Origin of the sequence: Sphingomonas sp. Leaf34, from assembly GCF_001421805.1 — a bacterium.
GTDB lineage: Bacteria > Pseudomonadota > Alphaproteobacteria > Sphingomonadales > Sphingomonadaceae > Sphingomonas.
In genome coordinates, this window is record NZ_LMLC01000001.1 from 1,068,096 (window position 1) to 1,094,749 (window position 26,654).

Annotated in this window: 26 protein-coding genes and 1 tRNA gene; 12 read left to right on the forward strand and 15 right to left on the reverse strand. The window is 67.4% G+C overall.

Features of this window, described 5'->3' with window-relative positions; genetic code table 11:
- Nucleotides 1-17 precede the first annotated feature (17 nt).
- Complete coding sequence (locus ASF00_RS04860) at nt 18-1,517, forward strand: sensor histidine kinase (protein WP_055874817.1); 1,500 nt, start codon at nt 18-20, stop codon at nt 1,515-1,517.
- Between the two features lie 26 nt (nt 1,518-1,543).
- On the opposite strand, the gene ASF00_RS04865 is transcribed toward ASF00_RS04860, so the two are convergent.
- From ASF00_RS04865 to metX, 4 genes are all read right to left on the reverse strand, one after another.
- On the reverse strand, nt 1,544-1,924 hold the full coding sequence (locus ASF00_RS04865) for a response regulator (RefSeq protein ID WP_055874820.1): 381 nt from the start codon (nt 1,922-1,924) through the stop codon (nt 1,544-1,546).
- 92 nt (nt 1,925-2,016) lie between these two features.
- Complete coding sequence (metW, locus tag ASF00_RS04870; RefSeq protein ID WP_055874822.1) at nt 2,017-2,616, reverse strand: methionine biosynthesis protein MetW; 600 nt, start codon at nt 2,614-2,616, stop codon at nt 2,017-2,019.
- Nucleotides 2,613-3,047 carry a GNAT family N-acetyltransferase gene (locus tag ASF00_RS04875; protein ID WP_055874826.1) on the reverse strand — a complete coding sequence of 145 codons (435 nt, stop codon included), beginning with the start codon at nt 3,045-3,047 and terminating at the stop codon, nt 2,613-2,615. Before ASF00_RS04875 ends, metW begins: the two co-directional genes overlap by 4 nt.
- On the reverse strand, nt 3,044-4,198 hold the full coding sequence (gene metX / locus ASF00_RS04880; RefSeq protein WP_235525613.1) for a homoserine O-acetyltransferase MetX: 1,155 nt from the start codon (nt 4,196-4,198) through the stop codon (nt 3,044-3,046). Before metX ends, ASF00_RS04875 begins: the two co-directional genes overlap by 4 nt.
- Before the next feature lie 308 nt (nt 4,199-4,506).
- Here metX and hisC point away from each other — a divergent pair, with 308 nt between their 5' ends.
- Both hisC and ASF00_RS04890 read left to right on the forward strand, forming a co-directional pair.
- Entirely contained in the window at nt 4,507-5,604 is a 1,098-nt protein-coding gene (gene hisC, locus ASF00_RS04885; RefSeq protein WP_055875457.1) for a histidinol-phosphate transaminase, read from the forward strand.
- Nucleotides 5,604-6,512, forward strand: a complete 909-nt coding sequence (locus ASF00_RS04890) for a prephenate/arogenate dehydrogenase family protein (RefSeq protein WP_055874830.1) — start codon at nt 5,604-5,606, stop codon at nt 6,510-6,512. The genes hisC and ASF00_RS04890 overlap by 1 nt, the downstream gene beginning before the upstream one ends.
- A gap of 115 nt (nt 6,513-6,627) precedes the next feature.
- Here the strand turns inward: ASF00_RS04890 and ASF00_RS04895 are convergent, their stop codons facing one another.
- Genes ASF00_RS04895 through ftsE form a run of 4 tightly spaced genes read right to left on the reverse strand, consistent with a single transcriptional unit; the run spans nt 6,628 to nt 9,462 of the window.
- Nucleotides 6,628-7,308 carry a lysophospholipid acyltransferase family protein gene (locus ASF00_RS04895; protein WP_055874833.1) on the reverse strand — a complete coding sequence of 227 codons (681 nt, stop codon included), beginning with the start codon at nt 7,306-7,308 and terminating at the stop codon, nt 6,628-6,630.
- A complete protein-coding gene (locus ASF00_RS04900; RefSeq protein ID WP_055874835.1) occupies nt 7,305-7,841 on the reverse strand; it encodes a YdcF family protein in 537 nt (178 codons plus the stop codon). Before ASF00_RS04900 ends, ASF00_RS04895 begins: the two co-directional genes overlap by 4 nt.
- Entirely contained in the window at nt 7,838-8,734 is an 897-nt protein-coding gene (locus ASF00_RS04905; protein ID WP_055874838.1) for a cell division protein FtsX, read from the reverse strand. The genes ASF00_RS04900 and ASF00_RS04905 overlap by 4 nt, the downstream gene beginning before the upstream one ends.
- Nucleotides 8,731-9,462 (reverse strand): cell division ATP-binding protein FtsE, encoded by a 732-nt coding sequence (ftsE, locus tag ASF00_RS04910; RefSeq protein ID WP_055874841.1) that lies wholly within the window; start codon nt 9,460-9,462, stop codon nt 8,731-8,733. Before ftsE ends, ASF00_RS04905 begins: the two co-directional genes overlap by 4 nt.
- A 152-nt stretch (nt 9,463-9,614) precedes the next feature.
- Here ftsE and ASF00_RS04915 point away from each other — a divergent pair, with 152 nt between their 5' ends.
- The 3 genes from ASF00_RS04915 (at nt 9,615) to ASF00_RS18775 (ending at nt 10,862) form a co-directional block, all read left to right on the forward strand.
- Nucleotides 9,615-10,418: an MJ0042-type zinc finger domain-containing protein gene (locus ASF00_RS04915; RefSeq protein WP_055874843.1), complete on the forward strand. Its 804-nt coding sequence runs from the start codon at nt 9,615-9,617 to the stop codon at nt 10,416-10,418.
- A 107-nt stretch (nt 10,419-10,525) separates the two neighbouring features.
- Nucleotides 10,526-10,612 (forward strand) — tRNA-Leu (locus tag ASF00_RS04920).
- Between the two features lie 97 nt (nt 10,613-10,709).
- Nucleotides 10,710-10,862, forward strand: a complete 153-nt coding sequence (locus ASF00_RS18775; RefSeq protein ID WP_200910187.1) for a hypothetical protein — start codon at nt 10,710-10,712, stop codon at nt 10,860-10,862.
- A 37-nt stretch (nt 10,863-10,899) separates the two neighbouring features.
- On the opposite strand, the gene ASF00_RS04925 is transcribed toward ASF00_RS18775, so the two are convergent.
- From ASF00_RS04925 to ASF00_RS04950, 6 genes are all read right to left on the reverse strand, one after another.
- Entirely contained in the window at nt 10,900-11,154 is a 255-nt protein-coding gene (locus tag ASF00_RS04925; RefSeq protein ID WP_055874846.1) for a hypothetical protein, read from the reverse strand.
- A 19-nt stretch (nt 11,155-11,173) separates the two neighbouring features.
- Complete coding sequence (locus ASF00_RS04930) at nt 11,174-16,189, reverse strand: DUF11 domain-containing protein (RefSeq protein WP_082463216.1); 5,016 nt, start codon at nt 16,187-16,189, stop codon at nt 11,174-11,176.
- Nucleotides 16,190-16,262: 73 nt separating this feature from the next.
- Nucleotides 16,263-17,393, reverse strand: a complete 1,131-nt coding sequence (locus ASF00_RS04935; protein WP_055874849.1) for a DUF11 domain-containing protein — start codon at nt 17,391-17,393, stop codon at nt 16,263-16,265.
- Between the two features lie 53 nt (nt 17,394-17,446).
- A complete protein-coding gene (locus ASF00_RS04940) occupies nt 17,447-17,935 on the reverse strand; it encodes a DUF11 domain-containing protein (RefSeq protein ID WP_055874852.1) in 489 nt (162 codons plus the stop codon).
- Nucleotides 17,936-17,946: 11 nt separating this feature from the next.
- Nucleotides 17,947-18,861, reverse strand: a complete 915-nt coding sequence (locus tag ASF00_RS04945) for a hypothetical protein (RefSeq protein ID WP_162233556.1) — start codon at nt 18,859-18,861, stop codon at nt 17,947-17,949.
- Between the two features lie 353 nt (nt 18,862-19,214).
- Entirely contained in the window at nt 19,215-19,676 is a 462-nt protein-coding gene (locus ASF00_RS04950) for a hypothetical protein (protein WP_055874858.1), read from the reverse strand.
- 334 nt (nt 19,677-20,010) lie between these two features.
- On the opposite strand from ASF00_RS04950, the gene ASF00_RS18930 reads away from it, so the two are divergent.
- The 6 genes from ASF00_RS18930 to ASF00_RS04980 all read left to right on the forward strand — a co-directional run bounded on the left by ASF00_RS18930 (nt 20,011) and on the right by ASF00_RS04980 (nt 25,988).
- A complete protein-coding gene (locus ASF00_RS18930; protein ID WP_055874861.1) occupies nt 20,011-20,283 on the forward strand; it encodes a hypothetical protein in 273 nt (90 codons plus the stop codon).
- A 223-nt stretch (nt 20,284-20,506) separates the two neighbouring features.
- A complete protein-coding gene (locus tag ASF00_RS04960; protein ID WP_055874864.1) occupies nt 20,507-21,577 on the forward strand; it encodes a type III polyketide synthase in 1,071 nt (356 codons plus the stop codon).
- Nucleotides 21,574-22,254: a methyltransferase domain-containing protein gene (locus ASF00_RS04965; protein WP_055874868.1), complete on the forward strand. Its 681-nt coding sequence runs from the start codon at nt 21,574-21,576 to the stop codon at nt 22,252-22,254. The genes ASF00_RS04960 and ASF00_RS04965 overlap by 4 nt, the downstream gene beginning before the upstream one ends.
- Nucleotides 22,233-23,321, forward strand: a complete 1,089-nt coding sequence (locus ASF00_RS04970) for an NAD(P)/FAD-dependent oxidoreductase (protein WP_055874871.1) — start codon at nt 22,233-22,235, stop codon at nt 23,319-23,321. The genes ASF00_RS04965 and ASF00_RS04970 overlap by 22 nt, the downstream gene beginning before the upstream one ends.
- A 31-nt stretch (nt 23,322-23,352) precedes the next feature.
- Nucleotides 23,353-23,763 (forward strand): peptide-methionine (R)-S-oxide reductase MsrB, encoded by a 411-nt coding sequence (gene msrB, locus ASF00_RS04975; protein ID WP_055875463.1) that lies wholly within the window; start codon nt 23,353-23,355, stop codon nt 23,761-23,763.
- A gap of 44 nt (nt 23,764-23,807) precedes the next feature.
- Nucleotides 23,808-25,988 (forward strand): transglycosylase domain-containing protein, encoded by a 2,181-nt coding sequence (locus ASF00_RS04980; protein ID WP_055874874.1) that lies wholly within the window; start codon nt 23,808-23,810, stop codon nt 25,986-25,988.
- On the opposite strand, the gene ASF00_RS04985 is transcribed toward ASF00_RS04980, so the two are convergent.
- A complete protein-coding gene (locus ASF00_RS04985) occupies nt 25,964-26,638 on the reverse strand; it encodes a M48 family metallopeptidase (RefSeq protein WP_055874877.1) in 675 nt (224 codons plus the stop codon). The two genes, ASF00_RS04980 and ASF00_RS04985, sit on opposite strands and share 25 nt — an antisense overlap.
- Nucleotides 26,639-26,654: the final 16 nt, after the last annotated feature.

The following is a 26,654-nucleotide window of genomic DNA, read 5'->3' on the forward strand; positions in this document are numbered from 1 at the left end:
CCGTTCCGACGACCGCTATGTTCGACGAGGCCGAGCGCTCCCGCGTGATCTCGGCCTACGACGTCGCCGGTGCGCGTGCAAAAGGCCAGCTGGACGACATCGTGTCGTTCGCGGCCGAATTGTGCAGCGCACCGGTTGCGTTGCTGAGTCTGGTCGAGGAGGAGTATCAGCGGTTCCTCTCGCGCAGCGGCACCGATCTTGAACAGACGCCGCGCAGCATGTCGTTTTGTGCGCACGCGATGCACCATCATGACGTGATGGAGGTGCCCGACGCGCGCACCGATCCGCGCTTTACCGACAATGCGCTGGTGACCGGCGAACCCTATGTCCGATTCTATGCGGGTGCGCCGCTCGTCTCGAGCGAAGGCGTTCCGCTCGGGGCGCTATGCGTGCTCGCACCCGACGCCCGCGAGGGGCTGACACGGTTCCAGCGCGACGGGCTTACGCTGCTCGCCAAGGCGGCGATGGGACGGCTCGACGATCGCCGCACCGCGCGCGAACAGGCCGTTGCCGAGGCCGCGGCGCGGCGTACGCTGGAAGCGAGCGACCTGAAGTTCCGCACGCTTGCCGACACCATGCCGCAGATGGTGTGGTCGACGCTGCCCGACGGCTTCCACGACTATTTCAATGCCCGCTGGTACGAGTTTACCGGGACGCCCGTGGGTACGACCGATGGCGAGGGGTGGAACGACATGTTCCACCCCGAGGATCAGGACCGCGCCTGGGCCGTCTGGCGACAATCGCTCGACACGGGCGAACCCTACAACATCGAATACCGGCTGCGACATTTCGACGGGACCTATCGCTGGGTGCTGGGCCGCGCATTGCCGGTGCGGGACGAGCGCGGCGCGATCCAGCGCTGGTTCGGGACGTGCACCGACATCCACGAACAGAAGCTCGCCTATGAAGAGCGCGAGGTCATCAGCCAAGAGCTGAGCCACCGCATCAAGAACATCTTCGCGGTGATCGCCGGGCTGATCGCGTTCGCCGCGCGTGGCAAACCCGAATTCGCCGCGATCGCGACCGACCTGCGCCACCGCATCACAGCCCTTGGCCGAGCGCACGACTTCGTCCGGCCGCACAGCGCGAACTCGCGTCCCGCCGCCGCGCAGAACAGCCTGCACGGTCTGCTTCAGGAGTTGTTCGAGCCCTATCAGCGTGTCGATGGCCGCCGCGTGACGGTATCGGGCGACGATGTGACGATCGACGACCGCTCGGCTACGCCGCTCGCTCTGCTGTTCCACGAGCTGGCGACCAACGCGACCAAATATGGCGGGCTTTCGACCGAGCTCGGCACTGTGCGGATCACTGTCGCGGCGGGGGACGGGACGGTGCGTTTGACATGGCGTGAGCAAGGCGGACCGGTGGTCGGCATGCCGACGACACCCGCAGGCTTCGGTACGCAGTTGATCGAGATGAGCGCCGTACGCCAATTGGGCGGCACGATCGAGCGCCAGTGGATCGGCGAAGGCCTGAACGTGATCCTCGACATTCCGAAAGCCGCGTTCAGTCGCTAGCCTTCTTTATGCCCCGCGGCGGCGTGTCAGACGATGCGAATGACGTCGTCGTGTTTGATCGGCCCGTCGTCGCAGGCCAACGCCGCCGCTGCCAGAATCGCTGCGTCGCTGAACGGCTTGCGGATATAGCCCAGGCAGTTGGCATCACCAATCTGCGCCGGGTTTGCCGTGACGAACACGACCTTGACCCCAAAGTCGTCCGCCATGCGCTTGGCGATTTCGGGACCGGTCGGCCCGTCCCGCAAGTTGATATCGACAAAGGCGAAGCTGCATCCCGGGGCGAATGCGATGGCACTCTCGCGGTCCGCCGCGATCCCCGCGACGTCGTACCCGGCGTCAACGAGAATCCTCTCCAGGTCGAGCGCGACGAAAATCTCGTCTTCGACAATGAGGGCGGTCTTGGTCATCGGCGGAGTAACCAGTCGCAGACCGAAGGGTTCCGCCGGAACCTTGATTTAGATTAGCCGCTCTAGGATATCGAAGAATATCGTGAAGATGGTTACCGCCGCAGCAGGAAGACGGCGTGCTCGGCCAGGAGGTTGGCGGTGCCCGCCCCCGTGCGTTTCTCGCCCGACAGGAACCATGCATCCTCGACGATGATCCCGCGCGTTTTTACGAAGCTGCGGAAATCGTCGATCGTGACGTGGTGAATGTTGGGCGTGTCGTACCAGCGTTCGGGCAGTTGCCGCGTCACGGGCATCCGGCCGCCCCACAGCAGCGACAGCCGCACGCGCCACTGCGCGAAATTGGGGAAGCTGACGAACGCGCGTCGTCCGATCCGCAGCAGGTGATCGAGCACCAGATCGGGCGCGCGCGCGGTCTGCAGCGTCTGGCTGAGGATCGCGTAGTCGAAGCTGGCATCGGGATAGCCGGCGAGGTCGATGTCCGCATCGCCCTGGATCACCGACAGCCCGCGCGCAACCGCGGAGGCCACGTTGCGCGCGTCGAGCTCCAGCCCGCGCGCGTCGACGCCGCGGGTATCGCGCAGCGCCGCCATCAGCGCGCCGTCGCCACAGCCGATATCGAGCACGCGGCTGCCTTGCGCGACGTTCTCGGCGATGACGGCGAGGTCGGTGCGTAAGGTTTCAGGGGGCGTCATGGTGCGGTCCGTAACTGATCGGCAAGCCCGGGGGCGAGGCGCTCCATATAGCGATCGGCGCGGACCAGCGGGTGGAAGCCGAGCCCCGCATAGACGCCGTGCGCTTCCGCGGTGACGAGCCCGATCCGCCGCAGCCCGGCAAACGAGGGATGATCGAGGAACCAGCCGACCATCCGCCGCCCCAGCCCCTGCCCGCGCACCGATTCCTCGACCCAGACGTCCGCCAGCCACGCAAACGTCGCATGATCGGTGATCATCCGCGCGAACCCGACCTGCGCGTCGTTGCGATATGCGCCGAGACAGTGCGATCCGGTGATCGCGCGCTCGACGAGCGCGCGCTCGATCCCCGGCGACCAGTAGCTGCTCGCCAGCCACCTGTGGATGCGGTCGATCTGCAACCGGCTTACGTCGTCCGAAAGGATGATCGTCATCGCCCCGCCCTCAAAAATCCGTCGACGACCCGGTTGAGATCGGGTGCCTCGAGCAGGAATGCGTCGTGGCCGTACGGGCTCGACAGCTCGACGAAGCTGACCGGCGCGCCGGCCGCGTTCAGGGCCTGGACGATCGCGCGCGACTCCGCCGTCGGATACAGCCAGTCGGTATCGAAGCTGACGAGGCAGAACCGCGACCGGGTCGCGCGGAAGGCGTTGGCGAGCAGCCCGCCATGTTCCTCGGCCAGATCGAAATAATCCATCGCGCGCGTGATGTAGAGGTACGAGTTCGCGTCGAACCGGTCGGTGAAGGCGAGCCCCTGGTGGCGCAGATAGCTCTCGACCTGGAAATCGGCGTCGAACCCGAACGATTTCGCGTCGCGCGCCTGGAGGCGGCGGCCGAATTTCTCGGTCAGGCCGGCTTCGGACAGATAGGTGATGTGCGCCGCCATCCGCGCGACCGCGAGCCCCGCGGTGGGCGCCGAATCATCGTGATAGTCACCCCCGCGCCAGTTCGGATCGGCCATCACCGCCTGGCGCCCGACCTCGTGGAACGCGATGTTCTGCGCGGTGTGGCGCGCGGTCGAGGCGATCACGACGCACGCCTTGACGCGCTCGGGGAAGGTCGCGGGCCAGCTCAACGCCTGCATGCCCCCCATCGACCCGCCGACGACCGCGTGGAGCACGCCGATGCCGAGATGATCGAGCAGCATCGCCTGCGCGCGGACCATGTCGCGGATCGTGATGACCGGAAACGCCATCGCCCAGGGCCGCCCGGTCGCCGGGTTGATCGTCGCGGGGCCCGACGAGCCCATGCAACTGCCGAGCACGTTAGCGCAGACGACGAAATGGCGCGCGGGGTCGATCGGCTTGCCCTCGCCGACCATCCGCGTCCACCAGCCGGGCTTGCCGGTGCGCGGGTGGTTGGAGGCGACGTGCTGGTCGCCGGTCAGCGCGTGGCAGATCAGGATCGCGTTCGAGGCGTCGGCGTTCAGTGTGCCATAGGTCTCGTACGCGATATCGACCGGCGACAGCAGCACGCCGCCATCGAGCCTGAGCGGCCCCGGCAGCGTGACGCGGCGCGCGAGGCCGAAGCGGCGGTCGGTCACGGGGTCGATGGTCGCAAGATCGAGCATGCCGCGCGCTACCATAAGCGGCCGCCGTCATACCAGCGCGCCGTCCACCTCCTAATCCTCCCCCGCCAGGGGGAGGTGGCGCCGAAGGCGACGGAGGGGGAGGACCCGCAACGACGGTTTCCCTTGCCTCCCCCTCCGTCTGGCAAGCGCCAGCCACCCCGCCTTGCGGGGGAGGATCGCCCCCCCCCCCCGTCATCCGGACGAAAGTCAGGATGACGGGAGAGAAGAAGGGAAGCTCGACCCCGACCTTTCGCCACCGGCACACACAAGCATTTGCCACCGCGGCACCGCGCCCGCTATGCCCCGCGGCCATGACAAACATCATGCCCGCACCCGCGCCAAAGCCCTGGATTCTGGGGATCGCGCCGTACACGCCCGGTCGCTCGACGACCGACGATGGCCGCACGGTGATCAAGCTGTCGTCGAACGAGAATCCGCTCGGCACCAGCCCCGCCGCGAAGGCCGCGTTCGATGCCGCCGACCGGACGCTCGAACGCTATCCCGATGCGGGCGCGGTCGAATTGCGCGAGGCGTTGGCGGCGCACTACGATCTCGATCCGGCGCGCGTCATCTACGGCACCGGATCGGACGAGATCCTGCATCTGGTCGCGGGCGCCTATGCCGGCCCCGGCGACGAGATCATCCATGTCCGCTTTGGTTTCGCGGTCTACGAGATCGCCACGCGCCGCGTCGGGGCCGAACCCGTCATCGTCGACGACCGCGACTATGCGACCGACGTCGATGCGATCCTCGCCGCGGTCACCGAGCGTACGCGCGTCGTGTTCGTCGCCAACCCCAACAACCCGACCGGCACCTTCACGCCGCGCGCGGAAATCGCGCGGCTGCATGCGGGCCTGCCGAAGTCGGTGCTGCTCGTGATCGACCAGGCGTATGCCGAATATCTGTCGCCCGATGAGGACGATGCGGGTCTCGCGCTGGCGATGACCGAGGCGAACGTGCTCGTCACGCGGACCTTCTCGAAGATCCACGGGCTCGCCGCCGAGCGGATCGGCTGGGGCTATGCCTGTGCGCCGATCATCGACGCGATGCACCGCATCCGCGCGCCGTTCAACGTGACCACCGCCGGCCAGGCCGCCGCGGTCGCAGCGCTCGCCGACACCGGCTTCGTCGACGCGACGCGTGCGCACAACGACACGTGGCGCGGCTGGTTCGTCGAGCAGATTGGCCAGATGGGCAATGCGGGGCTGCGCTGCGTGCCGTCCAAGGCGAACTTCGTGCTGGTGCTGTTCGAGGGCACGCTGACCGCCGACGCCGCCTATCACGGGCTGATGGAGGCGGGGTACATCGTCCGCTGGCTGCCCGGCCAGGGGCTGCCCAACGCGCTGCGCATCACGATCGGCACCGAAGCGGAGACGCGCGGCGTCACCGCGGCGCTGCGCGATCTGGTCGAGCGGGCCTGATGCTGCCGTTCGCGCGCGTCACGATCATCGGGCTCGGGCTGATCGGCTCGTCGGTGGCGCGCGCGGTGCAGGCGACGATGCCGACGGTCCGCGTCACCGGCTACGACGCCGATGCGCGCGTGCGTGAAACGGCGGATCGGCTGCGGTTCTGCGACGACGTCGCGGACTCGGCGGGTGCCGCGGTGATCGACGCCGACCTCGTGATCCTGTGCGTGCCCGTCGGCATCATGGGCGACGTCGCGCGCGAGTTCGTAGCCGAGCTTCCCGCGGATGCGATCGTCAGCGACGTCGGCAGCTGCAAGGCCGAGATCGTCCGCGCGCTGACCGACGCGCTGCCGGGCGCTACCGTGATCCCGGCGCATCCGGTCGCCGGCACCGAGCGCTCTGGCCCCGAAGCGGGCTTCGCGACGCTGTTCCGCAACCGCTGGTGCATCGTCACGCCGCCCGACGGCGCCGACCCGGTCGCGGTCGAGCGCGTCGCCGAATTCTGGCGGCGGCTTGGCGCGCAGGTCGAGACGATGGCGCCCGAGCATCACGACCGCGTCCTCGCGGTGACCAGCCATCTGCCGCATCTGATCGCCTACACGATCGTCGGCACCGCGGGCGATCTCGAGGAAGTGACTCAGTCCGAGGTCATCAAATATTCCGCGGGCGGCTTTCGCGACTTCACGCGGATCGCCGCGTCGGACCCGACGATGTGGCGCGACATCTTCCTCAACAACCGCGAGGCGGTGCTGGAGATGCTCCAGCGCTTCTCGGAGGATCTGAGCCAGCTCCAGCGTGCGATCCGCTGGGGCGACGGCGATGCGCTGTTCGACCTGTTCACGCGCACGCGGGCCATCCGCCGGAGCATCGTCGAACAAGGCCAGGACGACGACGTCCAAGATTTCGGTCGTACACACGACTAAATGAATAACCACCCCGGCGGAGGCCGGGGCCCAATTGGGAAGGCCAACGTGACGACGCGCGACGCATATTAGCGACGTCCCCCACTTGGGCCCCGCCCTTCGCTGGGGGAGGATGTCAATCCAGCGCGTTCATCGCCGCATGGACGCGCTCCTCGACCTCCTCGCGCGGCAGACCCGGCGGCACCACCTCGCCGAAGCGGAAGGTGATCACCCCCGGCCGCTTCAGGCCCTTTTTCGGCCATACCAGCCCGCTGTCGCACGCGATCGGCACCGTCGGCATCTTCAGCGCGCGGTACAGCCCCGCAAAGCCGGGCTTGAGCGGCGGACGCTCCCCCGGCGATACCCGCGTGCCCTCGGGGAAGATCAGGATCGAGCGGCCGGTGGCCTTGGCCGCGGTCGCCTCGCGCATCATGCTGCGCATCGCCGTCGCCGATGCCTCGCGGTCGACGACGATCGCCCCGTATTTGCGCGCCGCCCACCCCCAGGCCGGAATATCGGCGAGTTCGCGCTTGAGCACGATCGCCGGGCCGTCGAGCATCCGCTGCAGCTCGAGCGTCTCGAACATCGCCTGATGCTTGCACGCATAGAACGCCGGCTCGGTCGGCCGGGTCCCCTCGATCCGGACATGCACGCCGAGGATCACGCGCGCGCACCAGCGGTGAAACCGCGTCCAGATCGTCGAATGCACGATCACCGCGCGCGACCCGAACAGCGCCGAGATCGGCACGCTCACCACGATCGGCACCGATCCCGAATAGAAAACGAGCATGAACGCCCAGTTGCGCAGCCAAATCATCCGCCAAATCCAATCCACAACGCGATCCGGCGAAGGATCAACTTGTTATATTCGTTGACCAAAGTCCCCAGCCGCGGCGTCCCCGGTACGCCATCCCCCAGGATGATCACCTTGTCGCCAAGCGCCGCGGCGAGCTCCATCCGGGCACGCGCGAGGTGCCAGTCCGACGTCACCAGCCGCACCGAGCGATAATTGTGCACGCGCACCCACCGCGCGGTCTCCTCCGCGTTCGAGCGCGTATCGACCGCGTCGGCGCCCAGATCGATACAGCATGCGAACAAGGCGGGCGAGGTCCGATACTCGAGCGCGAGATCGATCGGGCGCACCCCCGGCGCGACGCCCGTCACGAGCATCCGCCTGGCCTGGTGATCGCGGAGCAACGCGATCCCGCGGTCGATCCGCCCTGCCCCACCGGTCGGCACGACGATCGCATCCGAGGTGAAGCCGTTCAGCGGCTCGGGCAGCAGCAGCATGAACACCGCAAAACCGAACGCCCAGGCAAGCCCCATGATGCCGAACAGCCGGACGATCACAGGATATGCCTCAGCGCGCGAACGATCGTCACGCGCGCCGCCAGCGTGGCGAGGACGACGAACGCGACGGGCAGGAGCGCGAGCAGCACCCAGTCGACCCCGTCGAGCGTCACCCCGCCGAGCAGGTCGGAGCCGAGCCCGTGCAAGCGGGTGCCGATGAAGGCGACCACCAGCAACGCGGCGAGCCCGCCGCCGACGCCGCCGATCGTCGCATCGAGCGCGATGCGTCGCTGGAACAGCCGCGCGACCTGGAGATCGGTCGAGCCGAGCATGTGCATCACCGCGATCGTCGCGTGATGCGTCTGGAGCCCCGCACGCGCGGCGAGCACGACGACCGCGGCGGTCGCGCTGGCCATCAGCAGGACCAGCCCAAGCGCCAGCAGGGTCAGCGTGCGCATCACGTCGTTGACCGGCGACATCCAGCTTTCATGGCGATCGACGCGGAGAGCGGGGCTGAGGCGGCGGAGCGTGGCGGCGACGCGCGCGGCCGCCGCCACGCCGTGATCGGCGAGGTCGACATCGATCATCGCGGGCACGGGCAATTGCGGATCGGCACCATCCGCGCCGAGCCAGGGTTGCAGCAACCGGGTCAGGTCGGCGCGATCGACCGGTGTCGCGGTCGCGACCCCCGGCATCGCGCGCAACGCCGCCAGCGCGCGCGCCGCCACCGCATCACGCTGCGCCGGGTCGCCATCGACGATCTGCACCGTCAACCGCCCCGCCAATTGGCGGTCGAGCAGCCGCGCCGCCCCCGCAGTCGCCAGCCCCAGCGCGGCGGCGAGCATCGTCAGGAACAGCATGATCGCCATCACCCACGTCATCGCGCGCAGCCCGCCCGCCTCGTCGAGCACGCGGCGTTCGGCCGAAGACCGGGCTTTGGTCGCGCGACTCATGAATCGGGCCGCGTCGGCGGATAGCGGAGCGACCCCGTCGGATCGAGCAGCCGTCCGCGATCGAGCCGCATCATCTGCGCACCCGGGATTCGCCCGAGCAGGTGAAAATCGTGCGTCGCGACCACGACGGTCGTGCCCAGCTTGTTGAGCGATTCGAACAGATGCAGCAGCCGCTCGGCCATATCGGGATCGACATTGCCGGTCGGCTCGTCCGCGACCAGGATCTCGGGCCGCGCGATGACCGCGCGCGCGATCGCCACACGCTGTTGCTCGCCACCCGACAGCGTCGCCGGGCGCGCGGTGGCGCGATCACCAAGCCCGACCCATGTGAGCATCTCGCGCACCGGTTGCTGGATATCGGCCTCGGGCATGCCGGCGACCCGCAACGGCAGCGCGATGTTATCCCAGGTCGACAGATGCGGGACGAGCCGGAAATCCTGGAACACCACGCCGATCCGCCGCCGAAATCCCGGCAGGCGATCACGCGACAACACCACCGCATCCTCGCCGAACAGCCGGATCACCCCGCGCGTCGGGCGCTGCGCGAGATACAGCAGCTTGAGCAGCGAGGTCTTGCCCGCGCCGCTCGCGCCGGTGAGAAAATAGAACGCACCGCTGCGCAGCGTGAAGCTGATGTCCGACAGCGTCTCGGGCCCGGCGTCGGGCCCCGAGTCCGACTCGGTTCCGTAGCGGAGCCCGACATTTTCGAATTGGACGATATTCGCCATGACGTGGTTGCGCCCGCTCTCGCCCGCTTGATGCCCGTATCCGCGCTTTCGCATGAAAGCGCGCGCCGCTTCAAGCTTGCCACATATGCGGACAGCGTGCTTATTCGGGACGAGAACGGTCGCGCTCCGGCGGCCGCTGGTGAAGCGTGTCCATGATCCTTCAATGTCCCGAGTGCAGCACCCGCTATCTGGTGCCCGACAGCGCGATCGGGACCGACGGACGCACCGTCCGCTGCGCCAACTGCAAGCATAGCTGGTTCCAGGCACCCGCGCCGGTGGTCGAGGATGCGCTCGACCTGCCCGAGCCGACCCCGCAAGCGCCGATGCCCGCGCCGCTTGCGCCGTTGCCCCGCGCGCGCCTGGCCGACGCAGCCGAACGATTCGCCCCACCGCCCACCGTGCCGCCCGCCGCGCCAATCGCTGCGGCTCCGGTTGCAGCGCCGGCGCGAGCACCGGCCGATGCCGAGCCCGCGTTCGTCGCGCCGACCTTCGCCACGATCGCCGAACAGCCGTCGTTCCGTCCGCGCCGCAACACGACGCGCCGCTGGACGATCGTCGCGGTGATCGCCGGGCTGCTGATGCTGCTTGCGGCCGGCGCGATCGTCTATCTCGGCGCGCCCGGAGTTGCCGCCAAGCTGGGCATCGGCGTCGCGACCGACGAGAGCCCGCTGCGGTTGCGCGACAATCCGATCGAACGGCGCGAACTGGATAACGGCTCGGAGCTGTTCGCGGTCAGTGGGCAGGTCACCAACCCATCGGATCAGCGCCAGCGCGTACCCGACATCCGCGCCGAACTCCGCGATGCGCAGGGGCGGCTCGTCTATAGCTGGACGATCACGCCGCAGCAGCGGACGCTGGCGCCGGGCGGCGCGATCGATTTCAACTCGGCAACGCTGAACGTGCCCGCCAACTCCAAGCGGCTCGAACTGAGCTTTGCAGGCGACGCGACGCGCTAAGCTGCGCCGATCGACGACTTTATCGCAAAGGCCGTTGCGTCGCGTTCAAACCCTTGCTAGTGGCGCTCGCCTACCAGCTACCGGGTCCGCCCGGTGATGTTTCATGGGCGGCCATGGCGGAACTGGTAGACGCGCAACGTTGAGGTCGTTGTGGGCGAAAGCCCGTGGAAGTTCGAGTCTTCTTGGCCGCACCATTTTTCCCGATAGAGTAAACACCCCCCTTGAGGGTCCCCCCATTCGTCGGCGACTCTTGCCTCGGTTATGCGTTGGCGCCGGCGTGGAGGAAATTGCATGAGTTCGATCGACGACACGATCATCGACACGCCCGATGGCCCGATGACGTTTGCGCAATGGAAGAAGAAGAACCCGGTCCAGCTGCCCTCGCGCCGGACCAAGGGGAAGAAGCTGCCCAACAAGGTGAAGCTCACCACCGACGAAACATAGGCCGGCCAAGAGCATCCTCCCCCGCCAGGGGGAGGGTCTAGTGCCGCCCCGCCCCGGTCCCAGCCCCCTGCTTCGCCCGGATCATCCGCGCCTGAAACTTTACCCGCTGCCAGAACGTCGCATCGTCGAGCCGCCATTGGCGGATCGCCTGCGTCGCCAGCGACTCGATCAGCGCCTCGCTCGCCGTCGCATCCTGTTTGGCGAATTCGCGCGCGAGGTCCTCGACGCACGGACCGTGATCGCTGAAGTCGCGCGGCGGCGTCATGGGTGCGGCCTGGCTCGGCATCGGCATGTCTCTGTCTCCCTGTGTGTCATCGCCGACCGCCGAACAGCGCGCGCGTCGCGCCACCGATCATGGTCTGGTCGAACTTCAGCCGCATCGTCACGTACGGCCCCTGCCGCGTGTAGCGGTCGTCATCGAAGTCGCGGTCGCGGTAGCCCGACACGTTGTAGCCCGCGCTGATCCACGTGTTGGCCGCGGGCGATACGCCGACCGAGGGACCGCCGCTCCACGACCAGGCGCCGCGCGACCAGGCATGCTGCACCGATCCGCTCACGCCGATGTCGAACCGCGTGCCGACATCTTGGCGCAGTTCGAACCCGGTGACGTCGATATACCCGTCATATTTGTCGTCGGCGAACCGCCCCGCGACGTATTTCGCGCCGTAATACACCGTCGCCTCGGTGCCGTGGCCGAGCCCTTCGGGGCCAGTGCGATAGTTCACCGCGAGGTTGTTGATGATCCGCGACGTCACCTGATCGCCACCGCCATAGGCGGGTACGCCGAGCGCGTTGGAGTCGGTGAACCCCGCATCTGCGCTCTCATGCCGCAGCTCGAGCCGTTCGAGTAGCGACCAGCGGCTGTCGAGCGGCCGGAAGGCGAGCGCCAGATCGGCGGTGGCATAGGTCGCGACCGCGCCGGTCGTGTCGGTGATCGTGTACGCCTTGATGCTCGACGCGAGCGTCTTGCCCTGTCCCAAGGTGCGCAGGAAGTTGGTGGTGATCCCCCAGCGATCGCCGCTGTCGGCGTTGCGGTATTCGAGCCGCCCGTTCACCGACCAGCGCGCCTGGCGGTAGGTCGCCCCCAGCGTCACCGCGGCGTAGTCGCCGTTGGTCTGGTCCTGCCCGACATAGCCGCCCGAGGTGACCGGCTGGAACGCGTTGACCACCGCACCGTCGGGGATCTGGCCCTTCAGCGTGTTGCTCGCGTCGAGCGTCCCGTCGACGGTCCAGTTCTTGCCGAGCGGCACCGACTGGCTGAGGCCGTATTGCGCATAGGTCCGCGCGCCGTTTTCCCCGATCGCCTGCTGGTTGAGCGTGCTCATCAGCTTGGCGCCGGTCCAGGGCGCGACGTCGACGCCGAACTGCTTGGTATGCGCGACATAGCCGTCGCCATTGGCGATCTCATAGCCACCGATCAGGCGGATGCCGGGCTTGATCCGGTAGGCGAGCTGGATCTGGTGGCGGATCGGGAAGTCGACGCTGTCGCTGGCGCCACCCGGTGCGAACTGCGTCTGGCCGGACAGCGTCACCTTGTCGCCGAACAGCAACTGCGTTCCGCCGAGCGTCAGCAGGCGGCTATCGCGATCCCTGCCATCCATGCCGCGATCGGATGCGTACTGCCCACCGACGAAGATCGTGCCCGTGTCGCGGCGATATTCGACGCGAACGTCGGCAGCGGTGCGCGTACCGGCACTGTCGAGCTGTTGCTGGTGCCATACCACTCCGGTCAGGCTGATCCGGTCGGTCAGCCGCAGCCGGCCGTCGAGACCGAATTTGCGCGTCCCCGCCTCGACCAGATTCTGCTGGCCGACACCGAAGGCGGTATCCTGCTGCCGGGCATAAGCGAGCAGGTCGAGCTTCGTCCCGTGGTGATCGACCTCGGCGAGATAGGCGAGACCTTCGCCGAGCCCCGCCCGGCCGCCCTTGGCGATCTCGCCGCGCAATTCGGTGGTGGCGGTCACGCGCGCCTTGATATCCGCGCCGAGCACGGTGGCCTTGCCGACGGTCTCGTCGCGAATGACCGCGGCGCCGACCTCGACGCGTCCGTTCGCCAGCTTGGTCGCGACGCGCGCGGCGGCGGCGAGCTTGGCCGACCGGCCGCCCTCGACCTCATAGTCCGCGACGATGAACACCGGATTGAGGCTGCTGTCGCGGCTCAGGATCGGCTGGCGAAAGCGCACCGTGCCCATCGCCGTGTCGATGTCGTAATCGATGTGGCGCGTCAGCTGCGTGCTCGCAAGGATCAGCTCCGAACGGAACCGGTCGCGCGTCTCGAGCCGCAGCTTGTCGCTGTTCGGCACGATGTTGCGCCCCGCCAGACGGTATGGACCGCTCAGGCCGTTGCCCTGGATCTCGTCACGCGAATACAGCGTGTCGGTATGCGCCGCGAAGCCGGTCGCGCGAACCCGCTTGCCCTCATAGGCGGTCTTGATACCGTTGAGCGTGCGGTTGTAGCGGGTGAGCTGCGTGTCGGTGAAGCCGGTCTCGAAATCGCCGAACAGCGCGTAAAATTCGCGACGCTCGAGCCGCAGATACAGCTTCCGCCGGGTCGCCGCATCATAGCCCTGGCGCGAACCATCGCCGTACACGGTGTAATAGCGATCGGGATCGATCGTGCCGAGCAGCCCGCGCGCAGGATCGTATTTGCGGTCGCTGTCATACGCGATCGTCGCCAGCCACGACCCCTTGACGCGCCCCTTGGCGTAGAAGGCGAGCTGGCCATCGGTGATCACGCTGCCGCGCTGCGCGCGTGGCAGGCCCGACTGGCGCTTGCTTAGCATGTCGTAGCCGACCGAGCCCGCGCCGAAACCGACCACGACCCACTGCTTGGCGGCGGCGGCGAGCCAGGCGCGCACCTCGTTGCGGTGGATGACCTTGTCCTCGGTCAGCGCGACGACGACGTGGACCGCGCCGGCCTGCGTGGTCGGCTGGAGCGTGAGGAAGGCGAGCCCGTCGTCGCCGACCACCAGCGCGGTGGTGGCGGAGCGTTCGCGCCCGGCGAGGTGGCGACCCTGTTCGAGCTCGGCCTCGACCGCGGCGGTATAAGGCTGGTCGACGGTGAACGGCACCAGCGTACCCGCGCGGACCGGGCGCCCGGTCTTGTCGGTCACGCGGACCGCGATCAGCGGGCGGGTCAGCCCGTCGGCGACGAGCCGGCTGCTGGCGGCGTCGAACACCGCGCGGACGCCGGCGCCGGAATAATGGATCGTCCGGTCGAGGATCTTCACGACGCTCCCGTCGGCGGCGAGGACGCGCGCCTGGAGCCTGTTGTCACCGTCGACCAGCGGGATGCCGGTCCAGCGCGAGACTGCGATCTTCGTACCATCGCGCGCGTCGGTGCCGTCGAACGCGAGCGGTTCGACCTGCTTGCCGTTGATCGTCAGCGCGACGCGCTGGCCTGGCCCGTGCTTGACGACCGCCCGGACGATCGGCGCGCGCGGGTTGTGGTCGGCGAGGGGGAACAGCCAGTCGACCCCTTCTGTCTGCGCGCCCGCCAGCCAATCGCGGCTACCGGCAGCGGTCGCGTCGTCGAGGATCGCGACGGGCAGGCCGGCGTCGGCGGCGGCGGTCTTGCCGGTCGGCTTGAGCTGGAAATCGACGCGTTTGAGCAGGCCTCCATCCCCCTCGACAAAGCGCGAGATCGGGCTGTTCGCCTGGCGCGTATCGATGTCGCAGGCGACCGGCGCATGCGTCGCAGGGATGCTGGAGGTGTCGATCTGGACAACGTGCCGTCCGGCTCGGACCCCCTCGAAATGGTACAGCCCGTCGCGATCGGTAACGACGAAGGTGCCGTCTTCCATCAACAGCCGGATTCCAGCCACGCCCTTGCGCTTGTCGACCGGATCGCCACAATTGCCCTCGGTCACCCGGCCGATGATCGTCATCGCATCGGTGAACAGCAGCGGACGCAGCCGCACGGAGGCGGCAGCTTCGTTGCTGGTGATGGTGCCCTGCCCGGCGACCCGCGCGCGATTGAGTGCCTCACCGGTGGGTGCGCCCGGGGCGATGCTGACGACGTATTTCAGCTCGGTCGAGGCGCCCGCGGCAAGCACGGGGATGACGAAATCGAGATTGCGGCCATCGGACGACACGGTCGGCTCGTCCCCGCCCCGCGCGGAATTGCGTTCGTAGCGCAGGCCGCGCGGCAGCGTGTCGGCGACGTGCAGCCCGCGGGCAGGGACCGAGTCCCGGTTGGTGATGCGGAGCAGATACTGGACGAAATCACCCGGCGATGCCTCGCGCACCGAGGCGACTTTCGTGAGCAACAGCGTGCCCGCGCCGGGGCTGTCGAGCGGGATGTCGGCGGAGAAAGGCTCGGGCGTGGACAACGTCAGCGCGCCGCCGAAACTCGTATCGTTGAGGATGAAGCCGCGCCCCTGCCGGTCCTTCAGCGCGGCCAGCGTGGCGCGATCGACGGTGGACGGCGCGGTATAGGTTCCGGGCGGCGCGACCTTCAGGCGATACCGTCCCGGCGCGGTCAGCGGGAAGCGATATCGCCCAGCCTCGCCCGGATACACACGGCCGCTCGCGTCGGTCACGCTCTCGCCGGTGACGACCGTCGAAGGATAGCGGCTGACGCCGTCGTCGCCGAACACCGTGGCGGGCTGGCCAGTCTCGTCGACCAGCGACACGGTCGTGCCGTCGACCAGCGCGCCGGTCCGCGAATCGAACGTGTAGCCGGCCGGATCGATCAGCAGCGACGCCATCGAGGCGAGGCTGTAGCCGTCCTCGGCGAACCCCAGCTTGATCGTCGCGCCGCGCAGGTTGCGGATGTCGCACGCGGCGAGTTCGGGGTGCTTGCCGGTTGCGCTGGCGGGGATGCCACCGGCGAAGATGCCGCTGTCGACCGCGGTTTCGGTCAGTGTCAGCGTCGTGTGAAGGGTGCCGACATCGACGGCGATGGCCGACGTCTCGCGCACCGCCGGATCATGATTGCCGGCCTGGTTGTCGAGCACCAGGATCATGTCGGCATAGATGTCGATCGCCGCGACCCAAGGCGATGCGGCATAGGTCGCGGCATCGATCGGCGCAGGCGTGAACAGGAAGCTGGGGGTGGTCTGGCATGTGGCGCCGGTCATCGCGTAATTGGGCGGCGGCAGACGAAAGGTGAGCGTCGTCGGACGCTTCGCCCGGTTTACGTCGAGCACGACCGTGTTGGACGGGATCGCCCGTACCCCCGACGCGCTGCCCGCGTCGTCGAACGACAGCGTCGCAGTATTCTGGACCCGCGTCTGGGCGGCCGCCGGCGCAATGCCGATGACGAGCCCGAGCATCAGCGTCAGGAGCAAGGCGCACAGGCGCAAGAGGCGGCGGAATCTGGGCATCAGGGGTCCGCTCCCGGCACGCGTCGCTCACGCGTGCCGGGATTGGCCTTTCCTTTCGGGTGTGAGGGTGGGTCTAGTTGATCGTCACGCGGAAGCTGGCGGCGACCGACGTGCTGCCGAGCAGCGTCGGGATCGTCGCCGTCACCTTCTTCGTCGAGGGATCGTACGAGCCGGTGAAGTTCGTGCCGAGGATCGCGGTCCCATTGTCGTTGGCGATGAAGCCGGCCACCGTGCAAATCGGTGCGATGCCGGGCACGCCGATGACGATCGAGCCCGCCTGATACGTCGTATTCGCCGGGATGATGTCGGTCAGGTTGACGTTGTTCGCTGGCGTCAGCGCCGTCGCATTGGTGACGATCAGGCAATATTGCACGACCGCACCGGGGATCGCCTTGGGCGTGACGAGCCCCGAAACCGGATCCGAGATCACGATTTGCGACTTGTTCACGCTGAGCGCGACGTTGCGCGTGGTGATCTCATAGCCGAGCGACGCCCGGCCCTGACCATTATTGGCGAAGTCGAGACCGAGGCCATCGGAGTCGTTGTCGGCGAACACGATATCGACGACGTTGTCGTCGTTCAGCGCGACGCTGGCGGCCAGCGGTGCGCCCTGCGCCGCACCATCGCCCCCGGCGGCGACCTGCGTGATGAGGGTGATGCCGGCGAGCGACGCGGCCTGATCGTTCGGGATGTCCGCGACGATGAACACGACGGCCGACTGATCGGCGGGCAGTTCGTTGATGTACGTCGCGGTATCGGCGCCTGCGTCATAGGTGCCGTTGCCGTTCGAATCGACATAGATCTTGACGTTGGTCACTTCGAAATTGTCACCGGCAAACAGGTTCTGGATCGGCAACTGGCTGGCCGACAACAGGAAGTCCTGCGTACCGTTGGTGTTGTTGGTCACCTTGAACGTCGTCACCGCCGCGGTCTGGCCGATCGCGACCTGCGTGTTGGCGGGCTGGTTGGTGGTGACGGTCAGGTTGACCTTGCGGTCGACCACGAAGCTGGTCGTGTTCGACGTGGCCGACTGCTGGACGCCGTTGACCGAATAGCTGGCCTGCGCGGTGTTGGTGACGGCCGTGCCCGCCGCTGTGCCGGCTGGCCCTGGCGCCTGCGCGCTCGCCGTATTGGTCGCGATACCAAGCGACACGACCGCGGCCGTACCGGCCATCAGCGTGCGGATTACCCCTTTTGCGTACATTTCGAATTATTCCTTCTCTGTGGATTGCGAGGACTGAGTCGACGAAGGCGCCCTCATTTCAGGACGGCCTGGAACGCGAACTGACCTTGCGAACCGGCCGCCAACGGGCTTGCGAGGCGCCACCGGACGCTGGTGACATCGTTGGGGTTCGCCGCGCGCGTGCTGCCGTCGAGGCTGCGGACGCGCAGGGTGGCGAGCGAACCGAAAGTCTTGCCGTCGACCGACACGTCGGGCGCGGGCGAACCGGGGCTGGCAGACCGATAGGCGATCTGGCGCGGCAGCGGGTTGTCGAGCACCACGTTGCTGAGGGGCTGCGGACCCGTGTTGCGATAGGCGAGGACGAAGATGACCTTGTCGCCCGGCGTCACCTTCGATGGCTTGACCAGCGCGATCCGCGTGGTGCCATCGGCGGCGGCACTACGGCTCTCGACGAGGATGCTGCTGGTGACCTGCAACGGGCCTGCCGCAGCGGCGACCAGCGCTGCGGGGGTGGCGGCGGCAGTGGCCGCCAGGACGGCGGCAATCATCGGACGCGTGATCATGGCTATGCTCCTCATTGGATCTTGGTCTTGAACTGGACGGTGTGGACGGCGGCGGCGGCGACCTGGCCGAGCGCGACGGCGATAGCGGGCCCCTGGGCGCTGCTCCCCTGCACGCCGGTCGCGTCGAAGCGGCCCGCGTCACCGTCCTGCGCGTCGCTCAGCGGCGCGCCATCGAGCGTCAGGCTCCCCGCCACGAAGACGGTGCCCGCAGGAATCGGATCGACGATCCGCGCGCCGGTCACGGCGTCGGCAAAGCGCGCCTCGAGCGTGTAGGTGATCACCGAATCGCGGACCGCGGACTGCGATCCGTCGGCGGCGCGCACCGACTGTGTCTTGAACAGCGTCGGGCCGGCACTTGCAGTCGTCAGCGGCACGACGACGCTGGCCGCCGCGCCGGTCGGTCCGACCACCGCATCGCCGCCATCGTCGCCACGTCCTGCATACCCGCTGCCCGGTGCTCCCGAGCCCGTCGTCGACCGTGCCGTGATCGTGAGCGTCGCCGCCGCGCCACCGGCTGGCGCAGGATCGCCGGACGTCACGAGCACCGCGAACAGCTTGATCGACTGTCCCGGCGTGAGGACGGGCGTCAGCGCGTTGACCGGCGTCAAATCCTTGGTCGGATCATAGAGCCCGTCGCCATCGGCATCGACGACCAGGGCCTTCAGCGTGACTGCACCCGGAATCACGCTGGCCGCGATCGCGAAGGATTCTGCGCCGTTGTTGCGGTTGGTCAGCGTCAGCGGAACGATCGTGGGCCGCGGCATCACCACGATCGCGCCCTGCCCGTCCCGCACGAGCGCGACGTCGAGGCGTTCGGCAACGATCAGCGTCACCGTGTTCGATGCGATCGCCTGCGTCTCGCCGACCGCATCATAGCGGAGCGCGGCCGTATTGACGATCGGCGTCCCGGCAGGCGTTTCCGCCACGGCCGGCTCCGACAGCAGCATCGCGACCGCGGCAACCAGGCCACACGCAACTCCGCCGTGGCATGTCAGCCGACTTGCACTGCAATTCAAGGAAATGCCCCGACCCAATTCGACCCCCGTCCTTCGACGACGACCAGATCGGGCACTTCAGCTTAATCAAATACTACAAAGTCGTATCGGCCTGTTATTCCGTGAAATATTCGTTCTTCCCTACAAGATCGGTTATGAAGATCATCTTGGCCTTTATTGAATAGAACCGACATTTATCGCAAAATGGTTGTATGCATCGATAACCTATGCGTGTCCGCCCCTCATCGCGTGAAGGGTTGCAGAGCCTTTCCGGTTCACCCTGATCAGCGGCGCAATAGTCCACGCAAATAGGCGCGCATCGCCTGGTCACCCGCATGGCTGAGCGAAATCTCGACGCGTCGGCGATCGGCCGGATCGATCACCCGATCGATCAGCTTGAGCTTGTGGAGATGTTCGATCCACCGCTGCGAGGTCGTGACGGGGGCGTCGGACATGCTCACCAAGGCCTTGATGTTCATCGGCTGGCGATCGTCGCGCGAGACGAACAGCGCGAGCAGCATGTCCCAGGCGGGCTCGTGGAACAGTTCGGCAGGCAGGAATTGTCGCCGCATCCGCCGGTCCGAAAGCACCGCTTCGGCACGGGCAATAAGCGCCGCTTCGCTCGGTTCATCGCCGGTCGGCTCGGGATCGGCAGCATGGGCCACGCGACCGTTGAACTCCTCAGCAACCGCCGACAATTTGGCGGTGAGATCCTTGATCAAATCGACGACCGACTCGTTCTTCACTAAAGGCTCCCCTTTTGCCCATTTTCAACGCAGCATTCGCTCCGCCGATCCCTCGATCCCTCGATCCCTATGGTCCTCTCCAGCACCGCGAGGCCGTTCATGTCGGACATGATCGAGATCCCTCGGCCCGTGAAACACCTGGATACGTTGGCAAAATGGTGCGCTGGATTTGCGCCGCTTGTCGACAGCTTGCGTGCGATTTAGCCAATGTATCCTGATATTTTTCCAAAATGGCGCGATTCACACCGCATTTGGCACCGATTACACGTCGATCCCGCTGGTATTCTGGGCCCTATATTAACCATTATGATTTCAATTGTCTTGATATGAGGCAATGCTGACGCTGTTTGCCGACCAATACTATGGTATACTTTCCTGTCGGCGCCGTATTGCAGCGCGGAACACGCCACTGGTGGGGTGGCGTCAGGATGCAAAGGATCAAACGATGATCGCGACCCGGGTATATGCGTTATTGCAGGAAGCCTGTTCGGCGCTCGAGACGTCGGAGGATCATGCGATCGCCGCCTATGTCGGCTTCGCCATGGCCCTCGTCGAAGAAAAATACGGCGTGGGACAGGATCATCTCGACACCGCCGTTTGCGACTGACGGCCCCGCGCGCGCGATCGCCGGCCCGGCCATTGCCGCGGCGATGACCGAGCGCCGTGACGTAGTGCGGAATTTTATGGCGGGGCGACCTGCGGATTGTTGGTATCGGCGCCGTCTATATTCATTCACCGTGCGTTGAGTGGTCGATTCGCGTGCCATCCGGCGCGAATGAAAGGACGTCGTGCCCGCTTCCCTGCCTGCCGCTTTGCCGGCGTATCTCCCAGTGCATATCCCAGTGCATATCAATGCCGTCGGTACTGCCGTTCCCGATCATGACATCCATGCCGCGTTTATCGCCTGGGCGCGCAACCGTATTGATGCGCGATCAACCAAGGTGTTCGATCGGATGGCCTCGCGATCGGGCATCGGCCATCGCTGGTCGGTTCTGCCGCCGACCGCCGATGGTGGCTCGCCGATCGACGATGCCGGGTTCTACGCGACCGAGCCGCATCCCGGTACCGCAGCGCGGATGACGTTATATGCCGAACATGCGCCCGATCTTGCGATCCGCGCGATCGAGGCATTGCGCACAAAGATCGCCATCGACGGCATCACCCACTTGGTCGTCGCGAGTTGCACCGGGTTCGTCGCGCCGGGGATCGACCAGATCATCGCGCGGCGGCTCGGGCTCGCGTCCAGCGTCGAGCGACTGCTTGTCGGCTTCATGGGGTGCTATGCGGCGGTGGTCGCCTTGCGCAGCGCGCGCCACATCGTCCGGTCCGAGCCGCATGCGCGCGTTCTGGTCGTCACCGTCGAGCTCTCGACGCTGCATCTCCAGCCGGCAACCGAGATCGAGCCGCTGTTGGCGATGCTCCAGTTCGGCGATGGTGCCGCCGCCGCGCTGGTCACCGCGGCGCCGACCGGCTTTGTCCTCGGCACGCCATTCGCAGCGGCACTGCCCGAGACCGAGACGCTGATCCGCTGGGACGTCACCGACGCGGGGTTCGCGATGCACCTGTCGGGCGAGGTGCCCGGACGGATCGCGACGGCATTGGCGGATACCGCGTTTCGCACGATCGTCAGCGATGGCCAGCCGCCCGCATCGATCGACGGCTGGGCGGTGCATGCCGGCGGGCGATCGATCCTCGACGCGGTCGAACATGCAATGCAGTTGAAACCCGATGCGCTCGATCAATCGCGCGCCGTGCTGGCGGAGAACGGCAACATGTCGTCGGCGACGCTGATGTTCGTGTTCGAACGATTGCTCGCCGGGCCGCCCGTCGCACATGGCGTCGCGCTTGCGTTCGGTCCCGGACTGGCAGCGGAGGGCTTCGGGTTCCGGAGCGCGCCATGACGCTCGCCCAGCGCAGCCAGGCCGAAGAACTGATGGACGCGGACGATCTGGACGCCGCGACCTATGCCGATGTCGTCGGCGACCTCGCCACCGTCAACACCGTGACGATGGCGCGCCGCCCGACGCTCGACTTCATGGCGCGGGCGATGGCGGGACGAAGCAGCATTCGCCTGCTCGACGTCGGCTTTGGTGACGGCGACATGCTTCGCCGCATCGCGCGCTGGGCCGCGGTGCGCGGTATCGCGGCGGAGTTGGTCGGCGTCGATCTCAACCCGCGCAGCGAACAGGCGGCGCGCGCGCATGGCGGCGATATCCGCTATGTCACCGGCGACTATGCCGACCTTGCCGACGAACCCTGGGACGTCATCGTCAGCAGTCTCGTCGCGCATCACATGACCCACGATCAGCTCGTCGCGTTCCTGCGGTTCATGGAGACGCATGCGCGCGCCGGGTGGTTCGTCAATGATCTCCACCGCCACGGGTTCGCGCATTGGGGCTTCCCGATTCTCGCCACCCTCGCACGCTGGCATCCGATCGTGCGCCATGACGGCACGGTGTCGATCGCGCGGAGCTATCGCCCGGACGAATGGCCGCCGTTGCTCGCAGAGGCCGGCATCACCCAGGCGAAGGTCCGCCGCATCTTTCCGTTTCGGCTATGCGTCGAACGCCTGCGCTGATCGTCGGTGGCGGGCTCGCCGGCGCTGCGACCGCCATCGGACTGGCCCGTGCAGGCCTGCCGCACCTGCTTGTCGAGCGATCGCGCGAGACGGGCGACGCGATCTGCGGCGGGTTTCTGAGCTGGCGAACGCTGGAGACGCTCGCCGCGCTCGGGATCGATCCGGATGGGCTGAACCCGCAGCGCGTTACGCGCGCCCGGATCTTCGCAGGCAATCGCTGCGCGGAAGCCGATCTGCCCCACCCCGCGGTCTCGGTTACGCGCCACCGGCTCGATACCGTCATGCTGGCCGAAGCCGCGCGACTGGGCACCGCCATCGAACGCGGCGTCACCGTACGCGAGATTGACGGGACGACGGTTCGCCTCGCCGACGGCACGACGATGGCCACCGACACGCTGTTCCTGGCGAGCGGTAAGCACGACGTTCGCGGCGCGGCACGCCCCGAGGAGGCGCGCGGCGCCGACCCGACCCTGGGGATCCGGGTACGGATCGTCCCCTCGCCCACGCTGGCCCGATCGCTCGCGAGCTGCATCGAGCTGCATCTGTTCGACCGCGGCTATGCCGGTCTGGCGCTGCAGGAGGACGGCACGGCGAATCTGTGCATGGCGGTCCACCGCTCGCGGCTTCAGGCCGCCGGCTCCCCCGCGCAACTGCTCGAAGCGCTCGGCCGCGAAACGCCCATGCTCGGCGAATGGGTCGCGCTGATCGACCCGAAAGCCTCGATCGATGCGATCGCCAACGTGCCCTATGGCTGGCGCCAGCGCACCGGCGTCGACGCGGTGTTCCGGCTCGGCGACCAGGCGGGCGTGATCCCCTCGCTCGCCGGCGAAGGCATGGGTATTGCGCTCGCCAGCGGAGTCGCGGCCGCCACCGCCTACACACGAGGCGGCCCCGACGCTGCATCCGCATGGCAAGTGGCGTTCGCCCGCCGCCTGGCCCGCCCGATCGGTATTGCCGGCATCGTCCGTCACATCGCCGAAAGCGAGCGCGCCGCGTGGCTGCTCCCCGTCATGCGACCGACCTTGATCCAGATCATCGCCAACGCAACCAGACTGGGGCTATCTTGAAATCCGTCCCGCCAGCACGAGATGCATGTTCATGGATCAACTCAATCTTTCCGAGGCCGAATGGCGCAAGCGGCTCACCCCGGAACAATATCATGTGCTGCGTGAGGCCGGTACGGAACGTGCCTTTGCCGGCGTTCTGACCGACAACAAGGCCGATGGCATCTATCGGTGTGCAGCCTGCAGCAACGCGTTGTTCGACAGCGCGGACAAATATGATTCCGGGTCGGGCTGGCCGAGTTTTACCCAGCCGATCGGCCCTGACGCCGTCACGGATCATGCCGATCGCAGTCACGGCATGACTCGCATCGAGACGCGATGCGCGCGCTGCTACAGCCATATGGGGCATGTCTTCCCGGACGGCCCGCCGCCGACCGGGCAGCGTTATTGCATGAACTCGCTGTCTCTCGAGTTCCGGCCGCGCAAAGCAAACGCCGCGGCTTGATGCCGCTTGTAGGGCGGAGGCATCGCGCGTAATTCTGCGGTCACATGGCTCGTACGCGTTCTGCTTCCCCGTCCGGTCGGCCCCCGTCTACCCCAGCGTCTCGCTGGCGGCGGCGGCTCGTCGTCTTCCTGCAGCTGTGTATCGGGATTGGCGTGCTCGCGCTCGGCGCGCTGGCGATCGCGGTCTATATCGCGATGTCGCAACTGCCGAGTTTCGACAGCCTGAAATCGTCGCCCAACGGCCAGATGATCCGCGTCCATGCCGCCGACGGCACGGTGATCGTGTCGATGGGGCCGAGCTTCGGCGAATGGCTGCCCTATTCGCAGATTCCGCAGGTGATGCGCGACGCGACCGTCTCGGTCGAGGATCGCCGCTTCCGCTCGCATATCGGGATCGATCCGGTCGGCGTTGCCCGGTCGGTGAAGGTGCGGTACGACCGCGGCCACTGGACGCAGGGCGGCTCGACCATCACGCAACAGCTCGCGCGGACGGTGTTTCTCAACAACCAGAAGAAATTCGGCCGCAAATTCCGTGAAGGCATTCTGGCGTTCGCGCTCGAATGGAAGTTTTCGAAGGATCAGATCCTCGAACTCTACCTCAACAAGGTCTATTATGGCGGCGGCGCGTACGGGATCGACGCCGCCTCGCGCAAATTCTTCGGCCACGGCGCGGATCATCTGAGCCTGGCCGAGGCGGCGGTGATCGCCGGCCTGGTGAAGGCACCGTCGAACTATTCGCCAACCGCCGACGCCGAAGCCGCGGTCGGTCGCGCGGGCGTAGTGCTCGAGACGATGCGCGAGACCGGCGCGATCACCGCCGAGCAGGCCGCCGATGCCGATGTCAGCGGGCTGAAGCTCGCGCCCGAACCCAAGCAGAACAGCGTCCGCTACTTCACCGACTGGGCGCTGCCGCAGCTCGATACGCTGATCGACGAGACGACCGAGCCGCTCGAAGTCTGGACGACGCTCGACCTCAACATGCAGCGCCAGGCCGACGAGGCGATCCGCGCCAATGCGCCGCCGGGCGCGCAGGGCGCGCTGGTCGCGCTCGACCGCGGCGGCGAAGTGCGCGCGATGGTCGGCGGCAAGGATTACGTCTCGTCGATCTACAATCGCGCGACGCAGGCGGTCCGGCAGCCGGGCTCTTCGTTCAAGCTGTTCGTGTATCTCGCGGCGCTGGAGGCGGGCCACAAGCCCGAGGATTCGATCGTCGACGAACCCGTCACGATCCAGGGCTGGAGCCCGCGCAACGATTCGCGGCGCAATTCCGGCGCGGTCAGCCTGCGCACCGCGTTCGCCTATTCGCTCAACACCGTGGCGGCCAAGCTCGGCCAAGAGGTCGGCTTCAACACGGTCGCGGACATGGCGCGGCGGTTCGGCATCACCACGCCGGTCAACGTGCACCCGTCGATGGTGCTGGGCACCTCCGAGGTCCGCGTGATCGACATGACGCGCGCGTTCGCCTCGGTCGCCAACAAGGGCGTCGCGGTCACGCCGTACGGGATCACGCGCGTCACCGCGAACGGCCAGACGATCTATACGCACGAGGTCGATCGCAGCCATCTGCTGGTCGCGCCCTATGTCGCTGCCGAGATGACCGACCTGTTGCAGACCGCGGTCAACACCGGCACCGGCCGCGCCGCGCAGATCGGCCGCCCCGTCGCAGGCAAGACGGGCACGACGAGCGCGTCGAAGGACGGCTGGTTCCTGGGCTTCTCGAGCGGGATCACGACGGGCGTCTGGATGGGGCGCGACGATGCCAAGCCGATCGCCGGCCTTCACGGCGGCACCGCGCCCGCCAAGGCCTGGGCGGCGTTCATGAAGCCCGCGACCGCCAACCGTCCGATCGAACAGTTCGATACACAGGTGACGTTGCCCGAATGGCAGCTCGAACCCGACGAGCAGAGCTATTTTGGCCAGCCCGACAATGGCCAGATGGCGGTCGACGCGGACGGCAATCCGATCGAGCAGGGGCAGCCCCCCGTGCCGACCGATGCGCAGACCGGCGACACGATCCCGCGGCCCGACGCGGATCAGCCGCCCGAGACGCCGGCAGCCCCGCCCCAGCAGTTGAATCAGGACTGGATCGACCGGGTCACCGGGCGCGAACGACGCGATCCGTCACCCGCCGGGCGTCAGCCGCTCCAACGCGACGTCCCGCGCGATCAGGTCCAGACTCAGCGCTTCCAGAGCGACCGGAGTCAGGACGACCTTCCGAACCAGTGAAGCCCCGCGCCGTGCGTGCGTAGCCAGACGCGCGCCGGGGTCGGATCCTCGCCGTAGAGCTGCTCGACTAGCGCGTGGAAGACCGGCGCGTGGTTCATGTGGACACGGTGCGCGACCTCGTGCGCGACGGTGGCGCGGCGCACCCAGCCCGGCGCTAGGATCAGCCGCCAGCTATAGCGGATGACACCGCTCGACGCGCAGCTGCCCCAGCGGCCCTTGGCATCGCCGACCGCGACATACGCGACGCTGACCTTCGCCTTGGCGGCGTATTCGGCGGTTTCGGTCTCCAGCACGGCGAGCGCGGTGCGTTTGAGCCACGCCTCGACACGGCGCGCGATCGTTTCGGGGGGGCCCGACAGCGACAGGACCGCCCCGTCGCGAACGACGGTACGGGGGCGTCCGGGGGTCCATGCGATCGTCAGCGGCTCGTCCGCGACCGTCACGACCGCGCCGGGCACGAACGGGCGAGGGGAGGGGAGCAGCGCACGTTGCTCGGCGATCCAGTCCGCCTTCTCCTCCGCCCAGGCCAGCGCCTGCTTGAGCGCGGCGCGCTTGGGCAGGACGAGTCGTGCCCGGCCGCTCGCGGGATCGATCGACAGACGCGCGCGGCGGGCGCGTGGATGACGGACGATCTCGAGGCCTTCGATCATCGGGGGATCATCGCGT

What these genes read in the sequence shown, in the direction of transcription:
- ASF00_RS04865 (WP_055874820.1), bottom strand. Translation starts at nt 1,924, where the DNA reads ATGACCAAGACCGCCCTCATTGTCGAAGACGAGATTTTCGTCGCGCTC.
- metW (WP_055874822.1), bottom strand. Translation starts at nt 2,616, where the DNA reads ATGACGCCCCCTGAAACCTTACGCACCGACCTCGCCGTCATCGCCGAG.
- ftsE (WP_055874841.1), bottom strand. Translation starts at nt 9,462, where the DNA reads ATGGCGAATATCGTCCAATTCGAAAATGTCGGGCTCCGCTACGGAACC.
- ASF00_RS04970 (WP_055874871.1), top strand. Translation starts at nt 22,233, where the DNA reads ATGCGTCGAACGCCTGCGCTGATCGTCGGTGGCGGGCTCGCCGGCGCT.
- ASF00_RS04860 (WP_055874817.1), top strand. Translation starts at nt 18, where the DNA reads ATGTTCGACGAGGCCGAGCGCTCCCGCGTGATCTCGGCCTACGACGTC.
- msrB (WP_055875463.1), top strand. Translation starts at nt 23,353, where the DNA reads ATGGATCAACTCAATCTTTCCGAGGCCGAATGGCGCAAGCGGCTCACC.
- ASF00_RS04980 (WP_055874874.1), top strand. Translation starts at nt 23,808, where the DNA reads ATGGCTCGTACGCGTTCTGCTTCCCCGTCCGGTCGGCCCCCGTCTACC.
- ASF00_RS18775 (WP_200910187.1), top strand. Translation starts at nt 10,710, where the DNA reads ATGAGTTCGATCGACGACACGATCATCGACACGCCCGATGGCCCGATG.
- ASF00_RS04895 (WP_055874833.1), bottom strand. Translation starts at nt 7,308, where the DNA reads ATGATTTGGCTGCGCAACTGGGCGTTCATGCTCGTTTTCTATTCGGGA.
- metX (WP_235525613.1), bottom strand. Translation starts at nt 4,198, where the DNA reads ATGGTAGCGCGCGGCATGCTCGATCTTGCGACCATCGACCCCGTGACC.
- hisC (WP_055875457.1), top strand. Translation starts at nt 4,507, where the DNA reads ATGCCCGCACCCGCGCCAAAGCCCTGGATTCTGGGGATCGCGCCGTAC.
- ASF00_RS04905 (WP_055874838.1), bottom strand. Translation starts at nt 8,734, where the DNA reads ATGAGTCGCGCGACCAAAGCCCGGTCTTCGGCCGAACGCCGCGTGCTC.
- ASF00_RS04940 (WP_055874852.1), bottom strand. Translation starts at nt 17,935, where the DNA reads ATGATCACGCGTCCGATGATTGCCGCCGTCCTGGCGGCCACTGCCGCC.
- ASF00_RS04925 (WP_055874846.1), bottom strand. Translation starts at nt 11,154, where the DNA reads ATGCCGATGCCGAGCCAGGCCGCACCCATGACGCCGCCGCGCGACTTC.
- ASF00_RS04890 (WP_055874830.1), top strand. Translation starts at nt 5,604, where the DNA reads ATGCTGCCGTTCGCGCGCGTCACGATCATCGGGCTCGGGCTGATCGGC.
- ASF00_RS04875 (WP_055874826.1), bottom strand. Translation starts at nt 3,047, where the DNA reads ATGACGATCATCCTTTCGGACGACGTAAGCCGGTTGCAGATCGACCGC.
- ASF00_RS04935 (WP_055874849.1), bottom strand. Translation starts at nt 17,393, where the DNA reads ATGTACGCAAAAGGGGTAATCCGCACGCTGATGGCCGGTACGGCCGCG.
- ASF00_RS04915 (WP_055874843.1), top strand. Translation starts at nt 9,615, where the DNA reads ATGATCCTTCAATGTCCCGAGTGCAGCACCCGCTATCTGGTGCCCGAC.
- ASF00_RS04965 (WP_055874868.1), top strand. Translation starts at nt 21,574, where the DNA reads ATGACGCTCGCCCAGCGCAGCCAGGCCGAAGAACTGATGGACGCGGAC.
- ASF00_RS18930 (WP_055874861.1), top strand. Translation starts at nt 20,011, where the DNA reads ATGCTGACGCTGTTTGCCGACCAATACTATGGTATACTTTCCTGTCGG.
- ASF00_RS04930 (WP_082463216.1), bottom strand. Translation starts at nt 16,189, where the DNA reads ATGCCCAGATTCCGCCGCCTCTTGCGCCTGTGCGCCTTGCTCCTGACG.
- ASF00_RS04985 (WP_055874877.1), bottom strand. Translation starts at nt 26,638, where the DNA reads ATGATCGAAGGCCTCGAGATCGTCCGTCATCCACGCGCCCGCCGCGCG.